Raw genomic sequence first — 18,127 nt, forward strand, 5'->3', positions numbered from 1 at the left:
TTAATTAAGACCCCCCTTACGAAGGTTTCACACGACTTTGCCGGACGCTGCTTCAACCTCCGCGCCGCTCGGCGTCCTCCCCAAGGCGCCAGGAAGAACTGACGTGTCCCTACAAGAGCTTGCCGCCGTTACCCAGGAACGGCAGATCGCTTGCGGCCTGCCGATCGGCGACCTGCGCGGCTTCGGTCGGGTGCGGGGCGATGCCTCGATCATCCAGTTGGCACTGGACAGGCATGCCGGTCTCCTTGGTCAGATCGAAGCCGGTCGGCCTTTGCTGAGCCTTGCCTTCGATGGCGCCCCCGTCTGGGTGACCGCGTATGTGCCCGGGACGAACGTCCTCGAATCCACCGCGCGAACCGAGACCGGCGAGCTTCGGGTGGTCGATTTCATGGCCCTGGCGGAAGGACGGCCGGGGCAGGCCGAGGCGATCGCGGCCGGGCGGTTCGTGCGGCTGGTGACTTGCACGGAGGGCGTGCTGGACTTCGATCTGGCTTGCCGGGTGGGCATCGCTACCGAATGTGGGTCGGGGCGGCAGGCATCGAGTGCGACGGCCGGGCGGGCTGAGGCTGGCTGGCACGTGGCATGTTCACGGCCGCTCTCGTTTGCGGACGGGGTCGCCACGGCTTCCGTGAGGTTGGCCGCGGGCGAGAGCTTCGCCTTCGTGATTGCGCAGGACGCGGTGCAGGGCGGGAACGCCCTGGTGGCCTCGGCATTGCATGCGCTGGGCGACACCATCCATTACTGGACCTGGTGGAGCGATCGCTGCCGCTACAAGGGCGAGGACTTCGACGCCGTGCTGCGCGAGGCACTTGGCCTCAAGCTGGGCTGCTCGATGGCCGGCCTGCAGATCGACGATCCAGGGGCGACGGGTTTCGCGGCCGCGCCGCTGGGCGAGACGACGCGTGCGGCCGACCGCTTCCTGGACCTGGGCTACCGCCACGAGTGCGTCCAATTGCTGGACTTCGTCCACCGGCATTCGCCATCGAGCGGGCATGGCCGCTGGGCGTGTGACGAGGCATTCGCGGCGACGCTGGCGCGCTATCTGGACAGGTACGGCGACAGCGGCCTGACCGGATCGTTACGCGAGGCGGCCCACGTGCCGCCGCCGCAGTCGCGCACGGGCTGAGCGGGTCGCGTCAGGCAGCGAGCGAGGTGCCGGCTTCCAGTGCGTCGAAGTACTCGCGGGTCAGGCGCATCTGCGTGGTGGCATCCTCGGCGCGATTGACGACGTCACGGAAGGCCGCATTTTCCGGGCGGTCCTTGGCATACCAGCCCAGGTGCTTGCGCGCGATACGCACGCCCATCTTCTCGCCGTAGAAGGCGTAGAGGTGCTCGAGGTGGCCGCAGAGGATCTCGCGGACTTCGCCGGGCGTGGGTTCGGCGAGCTGCTCGCCGGTGTCGAGGAAATGCGCGATCTCGCGGAAGATCCACGGCCGGCCCTGCGCGCCGCGGCCGACCATGATCGCGTCGGCGCCGGTCGCCTCGAGCACGTCGCGCGCTTTTTCCGGGGTGACCACGTCGCCATTGGCCATGACTGGAATGCGCACGCTGGCCTTCACCGCGGCGATGGTCGCGTACTCCGCCTCGCCCTCGTATTTGTCCGCGCGCGTGCGGCCATGCACGGCGAGCGCGGCGATACCGGCGTCCTCGGCGATGCGCGCGATGGTCAGCGCGTTGCGGTTGTCGCGATCCCAGCCCGTGCGGATCTTCAGCGTGACGGGAATATCCACCGCCTCGACCACGGCGGCGAGGATGCGCGCTACGAGCGGTTCGTCCTGCAGCAGGGCGGAGCCCGACCACACGTTGCAGACCTTCTTCGCCGGGCACCCCATGTTGATGTCGACAATCTGGGCGCCGTTGTCGGCGTTGTACTTTGCCGCCTCGGCAAGCATGCCGGGGTCGTAGCCGGCGATCTGCACGCTGACCGGCTCCGGCTCGCCCACATGATCCATCCGCCGCAGCGACTTCGTCGTATTCCACAGGCGCGGGTCCGCGGTGGTCATCTCGGACACCGCCAGGCCGGCCCCCATGCGCTTGCACAGGAGACGAAAGGGCTTGTCGGTGACGCCAGCCATGGGCGCGAGCACCACGCCGGGTGCGATGGAATAGGGGCCGATGCGCATGGGGCGATTTTACGCGATCCGCGAAGGCACCGTGTCCAGGCCCACCCCGGCGGGTCAGCGGACGGCTTTTCCGGCCCTTTTCAGGGCGGCGACGGCTCCGGCGGCGTTCACTTCGAGCATGCCGTGCTTCTGCACGCTGCTGGCGAGGAGGATCGCGTGGACCGAGGCGGGATCCAGCCCGGGCGCCAGCGAGAGCATCAGGGCGACGATGCCGCTCACATGGGCGGTGGCCATGGAGGAGCCCGAGGTGAAGTCGTAACCGCCACCGGGCTGGGTGGTGAGGATGTCGTTGCCGGGCGCACTGACCACGCCGGCGGGGGCGGGCGTGGTGGCGCTGGTCCGGACGACGATGACCCCGGGGGCGCCATCGGGAAAGCCGCTGAGCTTGCCGTCCGGTGGCATCGCCGTGATGACGATACGGCCTTCACTGAGGATCTTGGCGAGCAGCTTGCTGAGCAAGGGATCGGCGGGGCCGCCGAGACTCAGATTGACGATGCGTGCATCCGTGTCGTTCACCGCGGCCAGTGCCTTGGCCAGGGTGAACGAATTGCAGCGCGCGCCGCCATGCGCCTCGGCGGGATACCAGCAGGCCTTGTAGACGCTGAGCCTGGCCTTCGGCGCGATGCCGACCATGCCCTGGTGGTTGTCGCCGATCGCGGCGATGATGCCGGCCACTTCGGTGCCATGGCTGTCGTGATCGAAAGCCGAGGTATCGTCGTCGACGACATTGCGCGTATCGCCGATATGCCCGCGCAGGTCCGGGTGGGTCATGTCCACGCCGGTATCGACGATGGCCACGCGGACACCTTCGCCCTGGCTCGCGTTGTGCGCGAGGGCCGCGTCGGTTTCCACGAACCCGCGTTGCAGGTCGGCGTAGGGATCGTTGTACTTGTGCGCGTCGGCGCCGTCGGTGTCGCTCGAATACACCGAATAATCCTGCAACGGTTGCGCGAGCTGCACGCGCTCGTCTTTCTGCAGCGCGGCGATGAGCTGGTCGCGGTCGACGCCCGGCGCCGGATGCAGCACGACGCAATAAAGGTCGAGTGTCTTGATCGGCCAGCCGCTGACTTCCTGCAGGTCGTAGTGCCGTTTCAGGTCGTTCAACTCCGAAATCGCCCGCTGGCCTGCGCCGTAGTGCGCGGAGGGCGCGTAGCCGAGCAGGCTGGAACCGGCGTGCGTCGAGGCCGGCGCCAGCGGATTGGCGACGGCGAGCACGATGTCACGCTGGCTGTCCATGCGAACGACCGCGCCGGCCGGCGTGGCAGTCGCCTTCGTATCGACCGGCGGCATCGACCGCGCAGGCGCACACGCGGTCGACATGGCGAGCAGGCACGACAGCGCAACGAGGCCTGTCTTCATGGATTGGCGTTGACCGGTTCGGCGAGGCGGACACCCGGCGCGGCGCGGAGACGCTGGACGAGCTGGGGCGAAGCCGCCGCACCACCCTCGGGCAGCACGGTGTACGCGCCGACATCGTTCGGGCCACCGATGACCTGCAACTGCATCGACTGCAGCAGTGCGTTCCAGTCGGCCAGCTTCATGCCGGTGTCGGGAACGACATGGATAGCGCCGGCCGGGACGTGCGCCGACGGCTGGCTCAACGTGTGGTACGCCGGCTGCGGCGTGCCTTCCGCCCAGAATTTCGCCCCCAGCGTGCCCAGGCCGATCGCCTGGATGAGCACGGCGGCCACGAGGGCGCGGGTCACCCAGCTGCCGCCGGCGGCACGCGCCGGCGGCGTGACGATTTCCGGGGCATCGACGCGGGCGAGCAGGCGACGCAGGCCCAGCTCGGGGTCGATGGACACATCCGCCGGCAAGGACATTGCCAGGCGAAGGCGTTTCTGTTGTTCGAATTCCGCGCGGCAGCTGTCGCATTCGGCGAGATGGCCCATCAGCCACTCGGTCTGTTCCTGCGGTGCGCTGTCCTGGAGTACCCAGGGCATCGCTTCCCAGGCGCGACCGCAGTCGCGGCCCGTATCCGTCGGCATCCTCATGGCGCATTCTCCCTCGAAACGGACGTCGCACCGGCGAGGCCGGGAAGGACGTTGCGCAGCTTCACCCGCGCGTGGAAAAGACGTGCCTTCACGGTACCTACCGGGCACTGCATGATGACCGCGACGTCGTCCAGTGTATGGCCGACGCCGTATACCAGTTCCACCACGACTCGCTGGTCCACGGTGAGGCGGTCCATTCCCTTGCCGAGCCAGTCGCGCAGTTCGCGGTCTTCGTCGGGGTCGTGCGAGGGAACGCGGTCTTCGGGAATCGAATCTTCGTCCACCGGTTCGCTGCCGTGCTGGCGCAGGGCCTTCAGGCCGCAGCGATAGGCGATGCCCATGATCCAGGTGGAAACGCGCGAGTCGCCATGAAAGCTCCCGGCTTTCTGCCAGGTGATCCAGAGGCAGTCGTTGATGACTTCCTCGATGATGTCCGCGCGCCGGGTCAGGCGCGAAAGGAAGCGGCACAATCGTCCGTGGTAGCTGCGGTAAAGCACGCTGAGCGCTGTACGATCGCCCGCCGCCATGCGCTGCAGTAAGAGGCGGTCGGTGGTATCGGCGTCGGTGTCCGCGTCATTCATGGTTGGCTTGGAGCGAGTCGGGAGACCAGCGTGAGTGCCCCATGCGAGGGGAAAGGTTGCGCGGCCCCGGTGCCGCCTCGTCAGAACGTGCGTGCGATGGTCGCATTCCACGGTGAGACGGCTGGCGAGCCCGCAGGGCGCGGCGCGTGCTGGGTCACGATATGGTTGAGCTCCACCCGCCAGCCGGCATTCTCCCACACCAGGCCGACGTGTCCGTATTGGTAGCGGGGATGCTGGCGGTAGTAAGGCGGGACGAGGTACTGGGCCGTGCCGATCCCCGCCGACCCGGCGAGCTTCCACGCCAGTGGCCAGCGAAAGCCGATGTCCGCGGCACCCCGCGGTCCGCGGCCGCCGCTGTGGATGAGCTGGGCCTCGGAGAGGCCCAAGGTGAGCACGTCGCGGTAGATCCAGGTCGCCGCCAGTTCCACGCGGTCGTAGCTTCGCCAGTGGGAGTCGTTGCCATAGCGGTAGTACATCAGGCCGGCCTGCATCTGCCAGTCGCTCGACAGCGACCACGCGTACGAAGCCTGGGCCAGGGCTTCGACGACCTGGGCCGGCGATCGCGTTTCGGTGCTGGCCGAGAGGCCGAGCGACCAGCCCGATGGCGTGGTCCAGGACAGCGCGCCCTGCAACACCGGCGTCTTCGGGGTGACGGCCAGGCCGCGATCGACGAGCTGGTTGCTCAGCGCCAGGGCGCCTCCGAGGGTCGACGACTGGGCATGCAGGGCCGTCCCGGGGAGGGCCAGGAGCACGGCCGACACACCGATGCCAAGTCGGACGCAGGCACGCGTCGGCAGGGTGGCGAGCCACCGTGCCGATCGCATGCCCCTGTGTGTGGATCCGGGGTGGCTTTGCCGCATCAGGTCGTCATTCGGAGGTCGTCAGTGCACGTTGCCCAGGTAGGACAGCAGATCGTCCAGCTGCTTGGCGTCGGTCAGTCCATCGTATTTCATCTTCGTGCCGGGGTTGGCCGTCTTGGCCGGCTGGGACAGGTACCAGTGGAGCTTGTCCGCGGTCCAGGTCCAGTTGGCCTGCTTGAGGGCGTCGGAATAGCTGTAGTCGGCGATGCTGCCCGATGGCCGGCCGACGATGCCGAACAGGCTGGGACCCTTCTTGTTGCGTCCCTCCTTCACGGCATGGCATTCGGCGCATTCGGACTTGAAGACGTCGGCGCCGGCGCTGGCGTCACCGGCTCGCACGGCGGGGGATGCCGCGTACCAGCCGAACAGCAGCCCGGCCAACACGACGCCGTGGAGCAGGCGGGAGCGACGCGCCTCAGAACGCGAGGCTGGCGGAAAGGGTGAAAGCATTCAGGTCTCCTGCATGGGTGGGGCGGACGCCGGGGGGAGCGCCGAAGATGTTGTCCTCGCGACCGTTGAACCGCGTGATGCGGTACCAGGTGGCCGCCAGCTTGAGGTTGGCGATGGTGGTGTACGAATCGTCCTTGCCGAACGGTGCCCAGAACAGCGTGACCATGTTGGTCGTCGCATCCGGATTGCCGAAGGGCGGATAGCGCACGCTGTCGCGGCTGCCGGTGCTGAGCAGGCGCGACACCGAGAGGCTGTAGGTCTGGTGGAAGGTGTAGGTGGCCGTGAGCGTCTGGTCGTGCACGTTGCCGCGATCCGGCGCGGCCACGCCACCGGCTCCGAATAGCGCCGCGCCATAGTGACGCTGCTCCAGGATGTTGACGTAGCTCAACTGCAGGATGTGTTCGCGGTTGCCGAGGTACTGGTACGTGAGGTCGTAGCCGAGATCGGTGAGATGGTCGCTGGGCCCGGAGCGCGGCAGCGATCGATGCGTCGTGAGGGCGACGACGCCGGCGGAGAAGAACTGCTTCTTCATATCCTTCATGTATGCGAAGCGGAAATAGCCGGTGTCGTGCAAGCTGCCCGGATCGCTGGCGACGTTGTAACCGAGGTGGTCCTGTGTGGATTTCGGCAGCGAGCGGTACGTGCCCACCTCGCCGTACCAGTTCCGATCGTAGAGCGCGTACATCGTCGCGCCGATGACCCGGTTGCTCGGCGCGTTAGGGGTGGCGAGACTGAGCAGCGAGCCGGTCACGCCCACCGGTGCGATGAAGGACGCATTCGGCAGCGCGGCGATCGGATCCTGGAAACCGGGACTGTTGTTCACGCTCACGCCAAGGGTGAGATCCTTGCCGCCGAGTTTCAGTTCCCTGGCGACGAAGCGCAGGTCCACGTTGCTCAGTCGCGTGTTGTACGTGTCGTGTCCGGTGCGATCGGCCTCGACCTTCACGAAGCCGCCGACCTGGTCGGTGAGGCGACCGGCGAGGTACAGGTCACCCTCGGTGAGGTTCGTCGTGCTCTTGCCGGTTGCCGGGTTCGTATACGTTTCCCTCAGCTGGCCCGACACCGGAACCTTGAATCCCTTGCCGTCGGTGTCGGTATAGCCATTGAGCTTGAAGCGCATGCCATACGGAGTGAGCTGCGGGCCATAGGAGCCCGCGTGGCAGTCCGCACAGGCGGAGCCTGTCTGCCGTGCATAGGCAGGGATGGCCTGTGCAGCGGTGCTGGCAAACATCAGCAGGGCGGCGACCACCCAGGCCAGTGGTGTGGGTCGTGCCCAGCGGATAGCGCGTCTGATCAAAGGGGACACCATGACATTTCCTTGTTTTCGTGTGGTCAGCGACGGCGTTTGGGCCACATCCGGCGGAGCACGCCGTCGCGCATGACGAAGTGATGCCAGAGCGCAGCGGCGATATGCAGGCAAACCAGACCCAGCAAGACCCAGGCGGCATCCAGGTGCCAGGCCTGCAGGTTGTCGGCAAGGTCTTCGTCGGCGGCCACGAGGTTGGGCAACGTGGCACCGAACACGTGGACGGGGTTGCCTTCCGCACTGCTGAGCGCCCAACCAAGCAGGGGCAGGGTGACCAGCAAGGCGTAGAGCGCGACATGGGTGAGGCCGGCGGCAACCCGCACGGGCCACGCCATCTCGCCGGCCGAGGGGAGCTTGCCAACCCGCAGGCGGACGACCACACGGACGACGAAGAGTGCGAGCACGAACAGGCCGAAGTGGCGATGCCCCTCGAGTAGCCAGAAGCGCACGCTGCGCCCGTCCAGCTGGTCGCGCGTGAGGATGAAGGCGGCGGCCAGGACCACGCAGACCACGGTAAGCCAGTGCAGGACGCGCAGGCGCCGGGGCAGGGGTGCCAGGCCCCGTTCGCCCGACAACGACGTGTCCCTCGACGGGATTCGTGGATTCAGTCCCATGCCCCAGCTGCCCTTCGTATCGCTGCCAATGCGATTGAGTGCCGCGCTGGCGGCGGAAGGTTGCCGCAACCTTTGATCACAGGCCCGGCACTCAGCTTCGTATGACGCCATCAACGAAACAGTGCCTGGCCCAGAGCATGCACATCGAGCGCATCCCGTTACAGAAGCACGGCGACAGCCGCGGCATGCTCGTCTCCCTCGAGCAGCATCGGAACGTCCCGTTCGAGATCCGTCGTGTGTACTACATCTTCGCCAATACGCCGGATGTCCACCGCGGGCAGCATGCCCATCGCCATCTCACGCAGCTGGCGGTACCGGTGCGCGGCTCGGTCACGCTGTTGCTCGACGACGGCAGCGGTCCGTCGACCGTCGTGCTCGACGATCCCGCGGAGGGCCTGTTGCTCGGCAGCATGGTCTGGCGCGAACTCTACGATTTCAGCGACGACTGCGTGCTGATGGTGCTCGCCGACCAGTTCTACGACCCCGGCGATTACATCACCGATTACGCGCAGTTCCTGCGTGAAGTGCATGGTGCGCGTTATGTGGAAGGCCTTGCCCTGTGACGGCGTCCGCGTAATGGACGTTGCCTTCCTCGATGTACGCGCCATCAATGCGCGCCATGCCGACGAACTGAAGGCGGCGGCGGCGCGCGTGATCGACTCCGGCTGGTATGTGCTCGGCCAGGAGGTCGACGCGTTCGAACGCGAGTTCGCCCAATGGTGCGGGCTGCCGCACGCCGTGGGCGTCGGGAACGGGCTCGACGCGTTGCTGCTGATCCTTCGTGCCTACCAGTCGCTGGGTCGCCTGGTCGAAGGCGACGAAGTGATCGTAGCGGGCAATACCTTCATCGCCAGCTTCCTGGCGGTCACCCACAGCGGACTGGTCCCGGTCCCGGTCGAGCCGGAGCCGTCCACGTTCAACATCGACCCGGCACGCATCGAGGCGGCGATCGGGCCGCGAACGCGCGCGATCATGCCCGTGCATCTCTACGGCCAGCTGGCGGACATGCCCGCGATCGCCGCGATCGCCGACCGACACCGGCTGCTGGTGATCGAGGATGCGGCGCAGGCGCACGGCGCCATCCGGGCGGGACGTCGTGCGGGCTCGTTCGGCGATGCCGCCGCATTCAGCTTTTTTCCCGCGAAGAACCTCGGCGCGCTGGGCGACGGCGGGGCGGTCGTCACCGCCGATGCCGAGCTGGCCGCGCGCGTCGCCGCGCTGCGCAACTACGGTTCGCTCGAAAAGTACCGGCATCTCTACCAGGGCGTGAACTCGCGACTGGACGAGATGCAGGCTGCGATGTTGCGCGTGAAGCTGGGTTACGTCGACGCCGATGTTGCCCATCGCCGCGCGGTCGCCCGTCGTTACCTGGCCGCGATCCAGCATCGGGACATCGCCCTGCCGGAGGTCGTGCGTGACGAGAGCCACGCATGGCACCTGTTCGTCGTTCGCAGCACCCACCGCGACGCGCTGCAGGCGCACCTGCTGGCGCATGGCATCCATGCCCAGGTCCATTACCCCGTGCCCCCGCATCGGCAGCCGGCGTATGCCGGCATCTTCGCCGGCAATCTGCCACTGACCGAACGCCTGCATGAGGAAGTGTTGAGCCTGCCGATCGGCCCGACACTCGACGACGCAGAAGTGGCGCGGGTCATCTCGGCATGCATGAGCTTCGAGGTTCGGCCATGAGCCTGGCGCGTGCCGGTTTCTATTCGGCCATCGGCACGGCCGCGCGCCTGTTGGCGGGACTCGTCGTGATCAAGCTGGTGGCCTGGTTCGCCGGGCCCGAAGGCGTCGGCCGGCTGGGGCAATTCATGAGCCTGATGTCGTTGCTGGCCGTGCTGGCCGGTGGCGGTATAAGCGCGGGTATCGTCAAATACGTCGCCGAGTACCGTGGCGATCCGCAACGCTTGTCGCGCTTGCTCGCCGCGGCGCTGTCCTATGCGCTGTGCGCATCGTGCCTGATGGGTATCGCCGCGCTGGTCTTCAGTCGGCAGCTCGCCGTGTGGATCCTCGGCGACGCGAGCTTCGAAAGCCTCATCCGCGTCCTCGCGATCGCGCAACTGGGCATCGCCGCGGTGAACTATGTGCTGGCCGTGATCAACGGTTTCATGGATGTCCGCCGGCTGGCCTTCATCCAGGTGATCGGTTCGGTGTTCGGCATCGCCATGGCCACCTGGCTCGCCAGCCGCTTCCAGCTCTATGGCGCCTTGCTCGCCCTCGTCCTCGGTCAGCTGGCCTGGCTCGCCGTGGCCTTGCCCTCGTGGTGGCGCAGCCCTTATTTCCGGCAGAGCCTGCCGCGGCTGCGTTTCGACCGGGAAATGAACGGCCGGCTCGCCGCGTTCTCGTTGATGACGATCAGCTCGGCCGTGCTGCCGCCCCTGGTGAATATCGCCGTGCGCGACCATCTCGCGCTGCAGTTCGGCTGGGAGCAGGTCGGCAACTGGCAGGCGGTGAGCAAGGTCTCCGACGCCTACCTGCTCTTTCTCACCGCGGCGATCAACATCTACTACCTGCCAAAGCTCGCATCGATCAGTGAACGCGGCGCGCTGGTCGATGAGTTGCGTAACGCCTATCGGCATATCCTGCCGGCGGTTCTCGTGCTGGCGGCCCTGGTTTACCTCGCTCGCGGATGGGTCACCCGGTTGCTCTTCAGCACGGATTTCACCTCGGCCGATGCGCTCTACGCCCCGCAGCTCGTGGGCGACGTCGTGAAGATCGCCTCCTTCGTTCTCTCCTACGTGATGCTGGCCAAGGCCATGACCCGGTTGTTCGTGGCCGCCGAGATCGCCTTCGGCGTGAGCTACCTGTTGCTGGTCTACCTGTGCACGGCACATTTCGGGCTGGTCGGCGCGATGTATGCCTTCGCCATCAACTATGTCGGCTACCTGATCTTCAACCTGCTGGTGGTCCGCCACTACCTTGGGGGGCTGCGCGCATGACCGTCGAACTGGACGAATGGACCCGCGTGCCCCTGGTGTCGGTGCTGATCCCGGCGTTCAATCACGAGGGTTTCGTGCAGCGCTGCCTGGATAGCGTGCTCGAGGATCCTTACCCGGCGAAGGAGATCGTCATCATCGACGACGGGTCGACCGACCACACGGCGGAGCGGATCGAGCACTGGGTAGCGGCGCATGGCAGTGAAATCCCGGTGGAGTTCGTCCGTCGGGAGAATCGCGGTATCGCCGCGACGCTCAACGAACTGGCGGCCCGGTCGCATGGCGAGTTCCTGCGCATCGGGGCCAGTGACGATTACCTCCTGCCCGGCGGTATCGAGGCACAGGTTCGCTATCTCGTGACGCACCGGACCAAGGGTGCGGTCATCGGCGATTCGATCGTGATCGACGGCGACGGCAACCGGCTCTACGACAGTGGCATGTGCGACCTGCACGGGGCGGACAAAAGGCTGTACGACTCCAGCGACGGCATCCGCCGTGCCGTGATCGGCCACTGGGCGGTCGGCGGCCCGGTCACCCTGTTGCGCAAGAGCGTGCTGGAAACCGTGGCACGCTGGACCGAGGGCCTGCGTATCGACGATTGGGACATGTTCCTGCGTCTGGCCGCCCGCGACGCCCTGGGCTTCATCGACGTCGCGGTATGCGCCTACCGTTTGCACGGCGCGAACTTCAGCAAGACGCGGCACACCGCGACGCGCATCGTGAACCTGGTCGAATCGCGCGAGGTGGCGATGAGCCGCGTCTGCCTGTTCGATGAACCGTACCGCACGCTCCTGCGCGCCCAGGCCCAATACATCGGTGCGAAGATCGCCTTTCTGCAAAAGCGCCACACTCGCGTCGCCCTGCACCTGGCCGCCTATGCCGCTCTCCTGCTCGTGTCGAAGCTGCGTCTTCGGCGTGCCGTCCACCCTCACGCGGAGGGTGTATGAAGTGGCTCCTGCGCTCGCCGGCAACGTATATCGCCTGGCCCCTGTTGCTGGCCTGCGCGGTCACCTGGCTCGCCTACGATCTCCCTGCCGGCTATCTCCAGGGCATGTCGCTGCTAATGATGGCCGCGGGCGCGATCGTCCTCGTCGATACCTTCGCGGGCATCCGACTTCCTTCCATCGCGCGCGTTCGTGCGCGCGACTACACAGGTAGCCGCGAAGCGCTGGTGGCCCTCGTCTTCGCCGCGGTCGTGATCCTGTTCTGCGGCCTCGACCTGGCCCTGTTTCCCGTGCCGCTGCTCGACAACCCGGCGTCCTACGCCACGATGGAACCGGGTCGCGAGCACGTGCGGCATATCTCGTCGCTGTGCTGGACCCTGCCGCCGATCGGGTTGCTGTGCACGCGACAGCGAGGCCTGCGTAACGCGCTGATCATCGTGGGGCTGGTCTTTCCGGTGCTGGTCATCGACCGCAACCGGATCTTCGCGGCGTTGTTCTCCTTTGCCCTCGTCATTCTGTTCAGGCGCGACGAGCGTCGGCCCCTGCCGTGGAAATCCATCGGTGTGATCGGCGTGCTCGGGGCGACCGTGTTCTCGGTGCTCGGTGCGGTGCGCTCGGGCTCGCTGGACAACGTGGCCCTGCCGTTCAGCCCGCTGTACCTCGCCTCGCCGCAGGGCATCAAATGGCTGGTGCTCTATGTCAGCGCGGGGCCGTACAACTTCGCCTCGATGGTGGCCAAGGGCTACACCGACACGAGCCTCCTGATCGGCCAACTCGTCCCGCAGGCCGGACCCATGACATCCGCGCCGACGGACATTCCGTTCGATGCGGCGAACATCAACGTGGGGACCGAGTTCCTGCCGTTCCTGCTCGCCTTCGGGCCGCTTGGCGCCGTCGCCTCGATGTTCCTGCTCTACGCGCTGCTGGTGTGGAGCGTGCGCCGGCTTCGCGCGTCGGTGTCGCTGTTCTCCCTGCTGATCTTCCTGCGCGTGGCCTATGTCTGCGTGATGTCGCCCTTCGCACCGCAGGCCTTCATCTGGACCAACGGCGCGTTCATCGTGCTTTGCCTGTCGATGCAACTTTGTGCAGCCCTGTTGCCGAGCCGTCGCGGCGGTCTCTCCCTTTCCCATTCCACCGAGCCCCACGCATGGAACAAGACGAAATCTACCTGATCGACCTATGGCGCATCTTCTGTCGCGAGTGGCGCTGGTTCGTCGCCGTGCTTGTCATGGTGCTCGGGCTCACCTTGGCCTGGGTCGCCACGGCGCGCAGCCAGTGGGAGGCCACGGCGTGGATACAGATCGGCCAGGTGGGTTCCAGTCCGGTCGGCCAGGATCCCAAGGCCGAGCCCTTGCTGCGCGTGATCGCGCGTGTGCAGTCGGTGGCGTTCGAGGACGATGTCCTCCGTAGCCTCGGCCTCTTCCCGGATTCGCCCGAGGGTCGGCTGTTTCGTCGGAGCCTGAAGACGGACCCGCAGCCGTATGCCAACCTCTTCAAGCTCACCCTTCGCGCGTACTCGGCCGATCAGGCCAAGGGCCTGGCCAAGGCGACGCTCGCCGCGTTACAGACGATTCACCAGCGGATCGACGCGTTGCCGTTGAAGCTCGCCCGGGACAGGCTCGATGAACTGGAGAGCAACCTGCGCGTCGCGCTGGCGGATCGCGACCGTCTGGAAAGTTCGACGAACGCCGCGGACCGCACGGCGGCAGCCCTGTCCGGCGTCCTGCTCGCCAGCAAGAACCAGGACATCCGTGCGCTGCAGCAGGCGCGCAGTGAGCTTCTGGTGCGGCTCGCGCCCAACTACACCTATGAGACGTCGATGCCCTGGCCGGTGTATGTGCCCGACACGCGTGCCTTTCCCAACCATGTACTGGCACTCGGCATGGGTATCGTCTTCGGCCTGTTTCTCGGCGGGGTCGCGGCGATCGCACGCAACGCCCTGCGCCGCCGTTCAACCAAAGCGCATCCGCACGGCACTCACTGATCCGAACACCCGGAAGCGACCGATATGAGTGCCCAACCGACGCCCGAACCGATCGATGCCGCGCGTCTGCTCGACACGCAGCGGGCATTCGACAGCGTCGCCGCCGACTACGACGGTCCGCGCGGCAACAACGCGCTCATCCAGCGCATGCGCCTGACGCTCTGGGACACCGTGACGGCCGAGCTGGGCAACGACTCGCGCCTGCTCGACATCGGTTGCGGCACGGGCATCGACGCGGCGGAGTTCGCGCGGCGCGGTCACCGGGTCGTCGCGACGGACTGGTCGCCCTCGATGGTCGCACGCACGCTGTCCCGTGCAGGCGACGCGGCACTGGATGGCCGCCTGACGGCGCGGCACCTCGGCGTACAGGAACTCGGTAGTCTCGAAGGAACGTTCGACGGGGTGTATTCCAACTTCGGGCCACTCAACTGCGCCCCCGATCTGGACGATGTGGCCGGGCAGTGCGCACGTCTCGTGCGTCCCGGCGGCGTGATGATCTTCTCCGTCATGGGTCGCATCTGCCCCTGGGAAGCGGTTCACTACGCACTGCGCGGCAGGTTTCGCCGTGCGGCGGTACGCGCGGCGCGCGGGGCGACCGCGGTGGGCATGAATCGCCACACCATCTGGACGAAGTACTACCTGCCGCGCGAGTTCTACCGGCCCTTCGCCGCCTGCTTCGAGCTGGCTGGCTACCGTGCGCTGAGCCTGTTCATGCCGCCCCCGTACATGGTCGAGCGCTACGAGCGTCGACCGGCGTGGTACGAGCGCCTGGGCCGGCTCGACGACCGCTTCGGCACGCTGCCTCTGCTGCGCGACATGGGCGATCACTTCCTGATCGTGCTGCGCCGTCGCTGACGTCATGGCAGCGCCACCGACCATGATCGATTCGACACTCGAAGGCGGCCTGACGATGCTCGGCAGCGGCGTCTCGCGCGCGCCGCTGACGCTCAGTGCCGGTCGCGTCTCCGCATCCGCGGCGCGCGGGGCGTTCGCTGTCGACGTGCGGGGACATCGGATCTTCCCGGGCCTGATCAATGGACACGAGCACCTCCAGGTGAACGCCGTGCCGCCGTTGCGCACCGGCGCGCCGTTCGCGAACAGCTACGCGTGGATCGCGGCGTTCCAGCCGCATTTCCGCGACGCCGGGGTCGTCTGCGCATTGCATGTGCCGAAAGCCGTGCGCCTGCGTCACGGCGCGCTGAAGAACCTGCTCGCGGGAACCACCTTCGTCGTCCATCACGATCCCTGGCATGCGGAGCTCGATGCGGACGATTTCCCGGTGACGCTGCTCCGCGACCACGGATGGAGCTATGCGCTGGACGGTCCGGACTTCGGTCCGCCGGTGCGCGAGAGCTACCTCGCCACGCCGGCGGGACGACCGTGGATGATCCATCTGGCGGAGGGCACCGACAGCGTGGCCGCGTCGGAGCTCTCACGCCTGGATGCGCTGGGCTGCCTCGGCGCCCATACGGTGTTGGTCCATGGGGTCGGTATGGACGAGGCCGACATCGAACGCGTGATCGCCAGGGGGGCCGCCGTCGTCTGGTGTCCCGGCAGTAACCATGCGCTTCTCGGCCGCACGCTGGACCCGCGTCGCCTGCATGCCGCAGGGCGCCTCGCGCTGGGCAGTGACTCGCGACTGAGCGGTCGTCGCGATCTTCTCGACGAACTGGGCGCCGTCTCGGCCAGTGGGGAACTGTCGAACACCGCGCTGCTTTCCCTGGTGACCACCGATGCGGCTCGCATCTTCCGCCTCGGTTTGCGTGGCAGCCTCGCGCCGGGTGCGCCGGCGGACCTGCTGATCGTGCGCGATCGCGACGGCCTGGCCGCGGACAGCCTGGTCGGCGTGTCCCGCGGCGACATCCGTGCCGTCGTCCGTGGAGGCGTGCCACGCGTCGCCGATCCCGACTTCGCCGAATGGTTCGCGGCGGCCGGCGTCGATGCCGTGCCCGCCACGCTCGACGGTCGCCCGAAGCTGATCGCGCGATCCCTGGTCGACCCTGCCGTCTGCGTCCTCGAGGCGGGTCTGGACGTTTTCCTCGCCGATGACGAACGCGAGTCGGATCTCGCCATGGAGGCACCGTGTCACTGACCTCACCCTTGCCGGAGCTGGAACCGGTGGCCGCGTACGCGCTGTGGTCGGCCAGCTATCCCGCGCACGCGCACAACCCGGTCATGATGGCCGAGGAGCGCGCCATGTTGGCCCTGATACCCGAGGTGCTCCGCGGCCGGCATGTGCTCGACGCCGGCTGCGGCAGCGGACGCTACCTCATGCACGCGCTGCGTCGTGGCGCGTCGCGCGTCACCGGCGTCGACCTGTCCCCGGCCATGCTGGCGCGTGCGCGCGCAGCGCTGGGCGAGCACCCCGAACACGCGCGCGTCGCGCTGCGCGAGGGCGATCTCGCCGCCATGCCGGTGCCGGGCGCGATCGCCGACCTGACGGTATGCGCGCTCACGATCGGCCACCTCGAAGCCTTGCAGCCGGCCCTGGCGGAACTTCGGCGCGCGACCCGTCCGGGCGGGCGCATCCTCTGCAGCGACGTTCATCCGATCGGCCACGCCCTGGGCTGGCAGCGCGATTTCCGCGCCGGCGGCCAGCGCTATGCGGTACGTCACACGCGCCATCTCTACAGTCACTGGCATGCGGCCTGCGCGGCGCTGGGCCTGGCGATCGAACGCGTGGAAGAACCGATGCTCGATCCCGCCGACATCCCCGCCGGCGCGCAGTTCGATCCGATGGCCCTCGAACTTCCCGTGGCCCTGGTCTTCCAGTTGAGGCGCATAGCGTGAACCGATTCGATGCATCCGCGGCCGACACCGGCCGATCGCCCCGGACCCTGCTGATCAATCCGACGATCACCTCGCGTTCGAGCGCGCGCTTTCCGCTCTCACTGCTGAACCTCGCGGCGGCGTTGGATCGCAACGGTCACAGCCAGATCGTCGACGGCAATGTCGATCGCGATTTCATCGGTGCCACGCTGGCGGCCATCGACGGCGACCGCTTCGACGCGATCGGCATCAGCGTGATGGGCGGCCCGCAGATCGCCCCGTCCATCGAGGTATCCCGCGTCATTCGCGAGCGTTATCCGCACTTGCCGATCGTCTGGGGCGGCTACTTCCCCACGCTCTACACGGACACCGCGCTTGCCGCGCCTTATGTCGACTACGCCATACGCGGGCAGGCAGAGGAAAGCCTGCCGGAACTGGTCGCCGCGCTGAGTCGCCCCGGAGAGCCGGCGGTCGCGCATATCGGCAGCCTGTCGTGGAAGCGCGACGGCGCGGTCGTCCACAATCCCAGCCGGCGCTTCTCGCTCGGCGATAACGGCATCGTGTTGCCCTACGACAAACTGGGCGACCCTCGGCGCTATCTCGCGCGGACCTTTCTCGGCGAGCGCACCGCCGCGCACCAGGCGTCGATAGGTTGCCGCTTCCGCTGCACGTTCTGCGGGGTCAACGCGATGTTCGGCGGCACGACCGCGCTGCCCACGGCGAAGCGCCTCGAGCGCGACCTGAGCTACCTGAAATACGAACTCGGCGCCGATTCGATCCAGTTCTTCGACCACAACTTCTTCGATCGCGAAGTGGACATGATTCCCTTGCTCGAAGTCATGGCGAAACTGGAAATGCCGTGGTGGTGCTACGCACGTTCCGACGCGCTGCTGAATCTTTCGGAGGGCACCTGGGACCTGGTGCGACAGAGCCGCCTGCGCATGGCCTACGTCGGCGCGGAGTCGCCGAGCGGCGCCATGCTCAAGGAGATCCGCAAGGGCACGCGTCCCGACCAGACGCTGCAGGTGGCCGAACTGTGCCGGAAGAACGGCGTGATCCCCGAGCTGTCGTTCATGGTGGCGCCGCCGCAGAACACGCTGGAGGAGACCGAGCACACGTTCGAGTTCATCCGCGAGCTGAAGCGCATCAATCCGGCGTCGGAGATCATCGTCTACATCTACACGCCGTTGCCGGAAAGCAGCAAACACGAAAAGGACCGCGGCAAGCACGCCTCCATGCCCTTGCTCGACCTGCACGGCGAGCCGGTGATCTTCCCGTCGACACCCGAAGAGTGGATGGAGCGGCGCTGGGTGGACTACGCCTGCCACGCCGATGCGCCCTGGCTGACGGACGAGTTGCGCCGACACATCCAGGACTTCGTGACGGTCCTGCGTTGCCGGTTCCCCACGGTGCAGGACCTTCGTTCGCCGTCGTGGGCCAAGCGTGGCCTGAGTGCGATGGCGTCGTGGCGCTATCGTCGCCGCCAGTACGACCGGCCCTGGGAACTCAACCTGGCGAACAAGCTCGTGCGGCTACGCATGCCCCAGGTTTCCGGTCTCTAGG

19 protein-coding genes are annotated in these 18,127 nt (G+C 67.1%); 11 read left to right on the forward strand and 8 right to left on the reverse strand.

What is annotated here, in order from left to right; translation table 11 throughout:
• The first annotated feature begins 103 nt into the window (after positions 1 to 103).
• Positions 104 to 1,126: a hypothetical protein gene (locus tag VM621_RS16975; RefSeq protein ID WP_325470147.1), complete on the forward strand. Its 1,023-nt coding sequence runs from the start codon at positions 104 to 106 to the stop codon at positions 1,124 to 1,126.
• A gap of 10 nt (positions 1,127 to 1,136) precedes the next feature.
• Here the strand turns inward: VM621_RS16975 and dusB are convergent, their stop codons facing one another.
• From dusB to VM621_RS17015, 8 genes are all read right to left on the reverse strand, one after another.
• The gene (dusB, locus tag VM621_RS16980) at positions 1,137 to 2,123 is read right to left on the reverse strand and encodes a tRNA dihydrouridine synthase DusB (RefSeq protein WP_325470148.1); all 987 of its coding nucleotides are present in this window, start codon (positions 2,121 to 2,123) and stop codon (positions 1,137 to 1,139) included.
• A 54-nt stretch (positions 2,124 to 2,177) separates the two neighbouring features.
• Positions 2,178 to 3,482, reverse strand: a complete 1,305-nt coding sequence (locus tag VM621_RS16985; protein WP_414674562.1) for a S8 family serine peptidase — start codon at positions 3,480 to 3,482, stop codon at positions 2,178 to 2,180.
• Positions 3,479 to 4,117 (reverse strand): zf-HC2 domain-containing protein, encoded by a 639-nt coding sequence (locus VM621_RS16990; protein WP_325470149.1) that lies wholly within the window; start codon positions 4,115 to 4,117, stop codon positions 3,479 to 3,481. The genes VM621_RS16985 and VM621_RS16990 overlap by 4 nt, the downstream gene beginning before the upstream one ends.
• Entirely contained in the window at positions 4,114 to 4,698 is a 585-nt protein-coding gene (locus VM621_RS16995; protein WP_325470150.1) for an RNA polymerase sigma factor, read from the reverse strand. Before VM621_RS16995 ends, VM621_RS16990 begins: the two co-directional genes overlap by 4 nt.
• A gap of 80 nt (positions 4,699 to 4,778) precedes the next feature.
• Positions 4,779 to 5,522, reverse strand: a complete 744-nt coding sequence (locus VM621_RS17000; protein ID WP_325470151.1) for a hypothetical protein — start codon at positions 5,520 to 5,522, stop codon at positions 4,779 to 4,781.
• A 57-nt stretch (positions 5,523 to 5,579) separates the two neighbouring features.
• Positions 5,580 to 5,939 carry a c-type cytochrome gene (locus VM621_RS17005; protein ID WP_414674565.1) on the reverse strand — a complete coding sequence of 120 codons (360 nt, stop codon included), beginning with the start codon at positions 5,937 to 5,939 and terminating at the stop codon, positions 5,580 to 5,582.
• A 34-nt stretch (positions 5,940 to 5,973) separates the two neighbouring features.
• Positions 5,974 to 7,317 carry a cytochrome C gene (locus tag VM621_RS17010; RefSeq protein ID WP_414674563.1) on the reverse strand — a complete coding sequence of 448 codons (1,344 nt, stop codon included), beginning with the start codon at positions 7,315 to 7,317 and terminating at the stop codon, positions 5,974 to 5,976.
• A gap of 23 nt (positions 7,318 to 7,340) precedes the next feature.
• Positions 7,341 to 7,871, reverse strand: a complete 531-nt coding sequence (locus VM621_RS17015) for a cytochrome b (protein WP_325470202.1) — start codon at positions 7,869 to 7,871, stop codon at positions 7,341 to 7,343.
• Between the two features lie 194 nt (positions 7,872 to 8,065).
• On the opposite strand from VM621_RS17015, the gene VM621_RS17020 reads away from it, so the two are divergent.
• Genes VM621_RS17020 through VM621_RS17065 form a run of 10 tightly spaced genes read left to right on the forward strand, consistent with a single transcriptional unit; the run spans position 8,066 to position 18,126 of the window.
• Entirely contained in the window at positions 8,066 to 8,491 is a 426-nt protein-coding gene (locus VM621_RS17020) for an FdtA/QdtA family cupin domain-containing protein (RefSeq protein WP_325470203.1), read from the forward strand.
• Positions 8,492 to 8,504: 13 nt separating this feature from the next.
• Positions 8,505 to 9,617 (forward strand): DegT/DnrJ/EryC1/StrS family aminotransferase, encoded by a 1,113-nt coding sequence (locus VM621_RS17025; RefSeq protein ID WP_325470154.1) that lies wholly within the window; start codon positions 8,505 to 8,507, stop codon positions 9,615 to 9,617.
• Positions 9,614 to 10,870: an O-antigen translocase gene (locus VM621_RS17030; RefSeq protein WP_325470155.1), complete on the forward strand. Its 1,257-nt coding sequence runs from the start codon at positions 9,614 to 9,616 to the stop codon at positions 10,868 to 10,870. Before VM621_RS17025 ends, VM621_RS17030 begins: the two co-directional genes overlap by 4 nt.
• Positions 10,867 to 11,814, forward strand: coding sequence for a glycosyltransferase family 2 protein (locus VM621_RS17035; protein ID WP_325470156.1), 948 nt, complete (start codon positions 10,867 to 10,869; stop codon positions 11,812 to 11,814). Before VM621_RS17030 ends, VM621_RS17035 begins: the two co-directional genes overlap by 4 nt.
• Positions 11,811 to 12,983 (forward strand): hypothetical protein, encoded by a 1,173-nt coding sequence (locus tag VM621_RS17040; RefSeq protein ID WP_325470157.1) that lies wholly within the window; start codon positions 11,811 to 11,813, stop codon positions 12,981 to 12,983. Before VM621_RS17035 ends, VM621_RS17040 begins: the two co-directional genes overlap by 4 nt.
• Positions 12,959 to 13,795 (forward strand): Wzz/FepE/Etk N-terminal domain-containing protein, encoded by an 837-nt coding sequence (locus VM621_RS17045; RefSeq protein ID WP_325470158.1) that lies wholly within the window; start codon positions 12,959 to 12,961, stop codon positions 13,793 to 13,795. The genes VM621_RS17040 and VM621_RS17045 overlap by 25 nt, the downstream gene beginning before the upstream one ends.
• Before the next feature lie 24 nt (positions 13,796 to 13,819).
• Positions 13,820 to 14,650 carry a class I SAM-dependent methyltransferase gene (locus tag VM621_RS17050; protein ID WP_325470159.1) on the forward strand — a complete coding sequence of 277 codons (831 nt, stop codon included), beginning with the start codon at positions 13,820 to 13,822 and terminating at the stop codon, positions 14,648 to 14,650.
• Between the two features lie 4 nt (positions 14,651 to 14,654).
• A complete protein-coding gene (locus VM621_RS17055) occupies positions 14,655 to 15,887 on the forward strand; it encodes an amidohydrolase family protein (protein ID WP_414674564.1) in 1,233 nt (410 codons plus the stop codon).
• Positions 15,884 to 16,585, forward strand: coding sequence for a class I SAM-dependent methyltransferase (locus VM621_RS17060; RefSeq protein ID WP_325470204.1), 702 nt, complete (start codon positions 15,884 to 15,886; stop codon positions 16,583 to 16,585). The genes VM621_RS17055 and VM621_RS17060 overlap by 4 nt, the downstream gene beginning before the upstream one ends.
• Complete coding sequence (locus VM621_RS17065) at positions 16,582 to 18,126, forward strand: B12-binding domain-containing radical SAM protein (protein ID WP_325470161.1); 1,545 nt, start codon at positions 16,582 to 16,584, stop codon at positions 18,124 to 18,126. The genes VM621_RS17060 and VM621_RS17065 overlap by 4 nt, the downstream gene beginning before the upstream one ends.
• Position 18,127 lies beyond the last annotated feature (1 nt).

This window comes from Luteibacter sp. (genome assembly GCF_035539195.1).
Taxonomy (GTDB): domain Bacteria; phylum Pseudomonadota; class Gammaproteobacteria; order Xanthomonadales; family Rhodanobacteraceae; genus Luteibacter.

What these genes read in the sequence shown, in the direction of transcription:
- VM621_RS16985 (WP_414674562.1), bottom strand. Translation starts at nt 3,482, where the DNA reads ATGAAGACAGGCCTCGTTGCGCTGTCGTGCCTGCTCGCCATGTCGACC.
- dusB (WP_325470148.1), bottom strand. Translation starts at nt 2,123, where the DNA reads ATGCGCATCGGCCCCTATTCCATCGCACCCGGCGTGGTGCTCGCGCCC.
- VM621_RS17000 (WP_325470151.1), bottom strand. Translation starts at nt 5,522, where the DNA reads ATGCGATCGGCACGGTGGCTCGCCACCCTGCCGACGCGTGCCTGCGTC.
- VM621_RS17040 (WP_325470157.1), top strand. Translation starts at nt 11,811, where the DNA reads ATGAAGTGGCTCCTGCGCTCGCCGGCAACGTATATCGCCTGGCCCCTG.
- VM621_RS17025 (WP_325470154.1), top strand. Translation starts at nt 8,505, where the DNA reads ATGGACGTTGCCTTCCTCGATGTACGCGCCATCAATGCGCGCCATGCC.
- VM621_RS16995 (WP_325470150.1), bottom strand. Translation starts at nt 4,698, where the DNA reads ATGAATGACGCGGACACCGACGCCGATACCACCGACCGCCTCTTACTG.
- VM621_RS17035 (WP_325470156.1), top strand. Translation starts at nt 10,867, where the DNA reads ATGACCGTCGAACTGGACGAATGGACCCGCGTGCCCCTGGTGTCGGTG.
- VM621_RS17055 (WP_414674564.1), top strand. Translation starts at nt 14,655, where the DNA reads ATGGCAGCGCCACCGACCATGATCGATTCGACACTCGAAGGCGGCCTG.
- VM621_RS16990 (WP_325470149.1), bottom strand. Translation starts at nt 4,117, where the DNA reads ATGAGGATGCCGACGGATACGGGCCGCGACTGCGGTCGCGCCTGGGAA.
- VM621_RS17050 (WP_325470159.1), top strand. Translation starts at nt 13,820, where the DNA reads ATGAGTGCCCAACCGACGCCCGAACCGATCGATGCCGCGCGTCTGCTC.
- VM621_RS17020 (WP_325470203.1), top strand. Translation starts at nt 8,066, where the DNA reads ATGCACATCGAGCGCATCCCGTTACAGAAGCACGGCGACAGCCGCGGC.
- VM621_RS17010 (WP_414674563.1), bottom strand. Translation starts at nt 7,317, where the DNA reads ATGGTGTCCCCTTTGATCAGACGCGCTATCCGCTGGGCACGACCCACA.
- VM621_RS17045 (WP_325470158.1), top strand. Translation starts at nt 12,959, where the DNA reads ATGGAACAAGACGAAATCTACCTGATCGACCTATGGCGCATCTTCTGT.
- VM621_RS17030 (WP_325470155.1), top strand. Translation starts at nt 9,614, where the DNA reads ATGAGCCTGGCGCGTGCCGGTTTCTATTCGGCCATCGGCACGGCCGCG.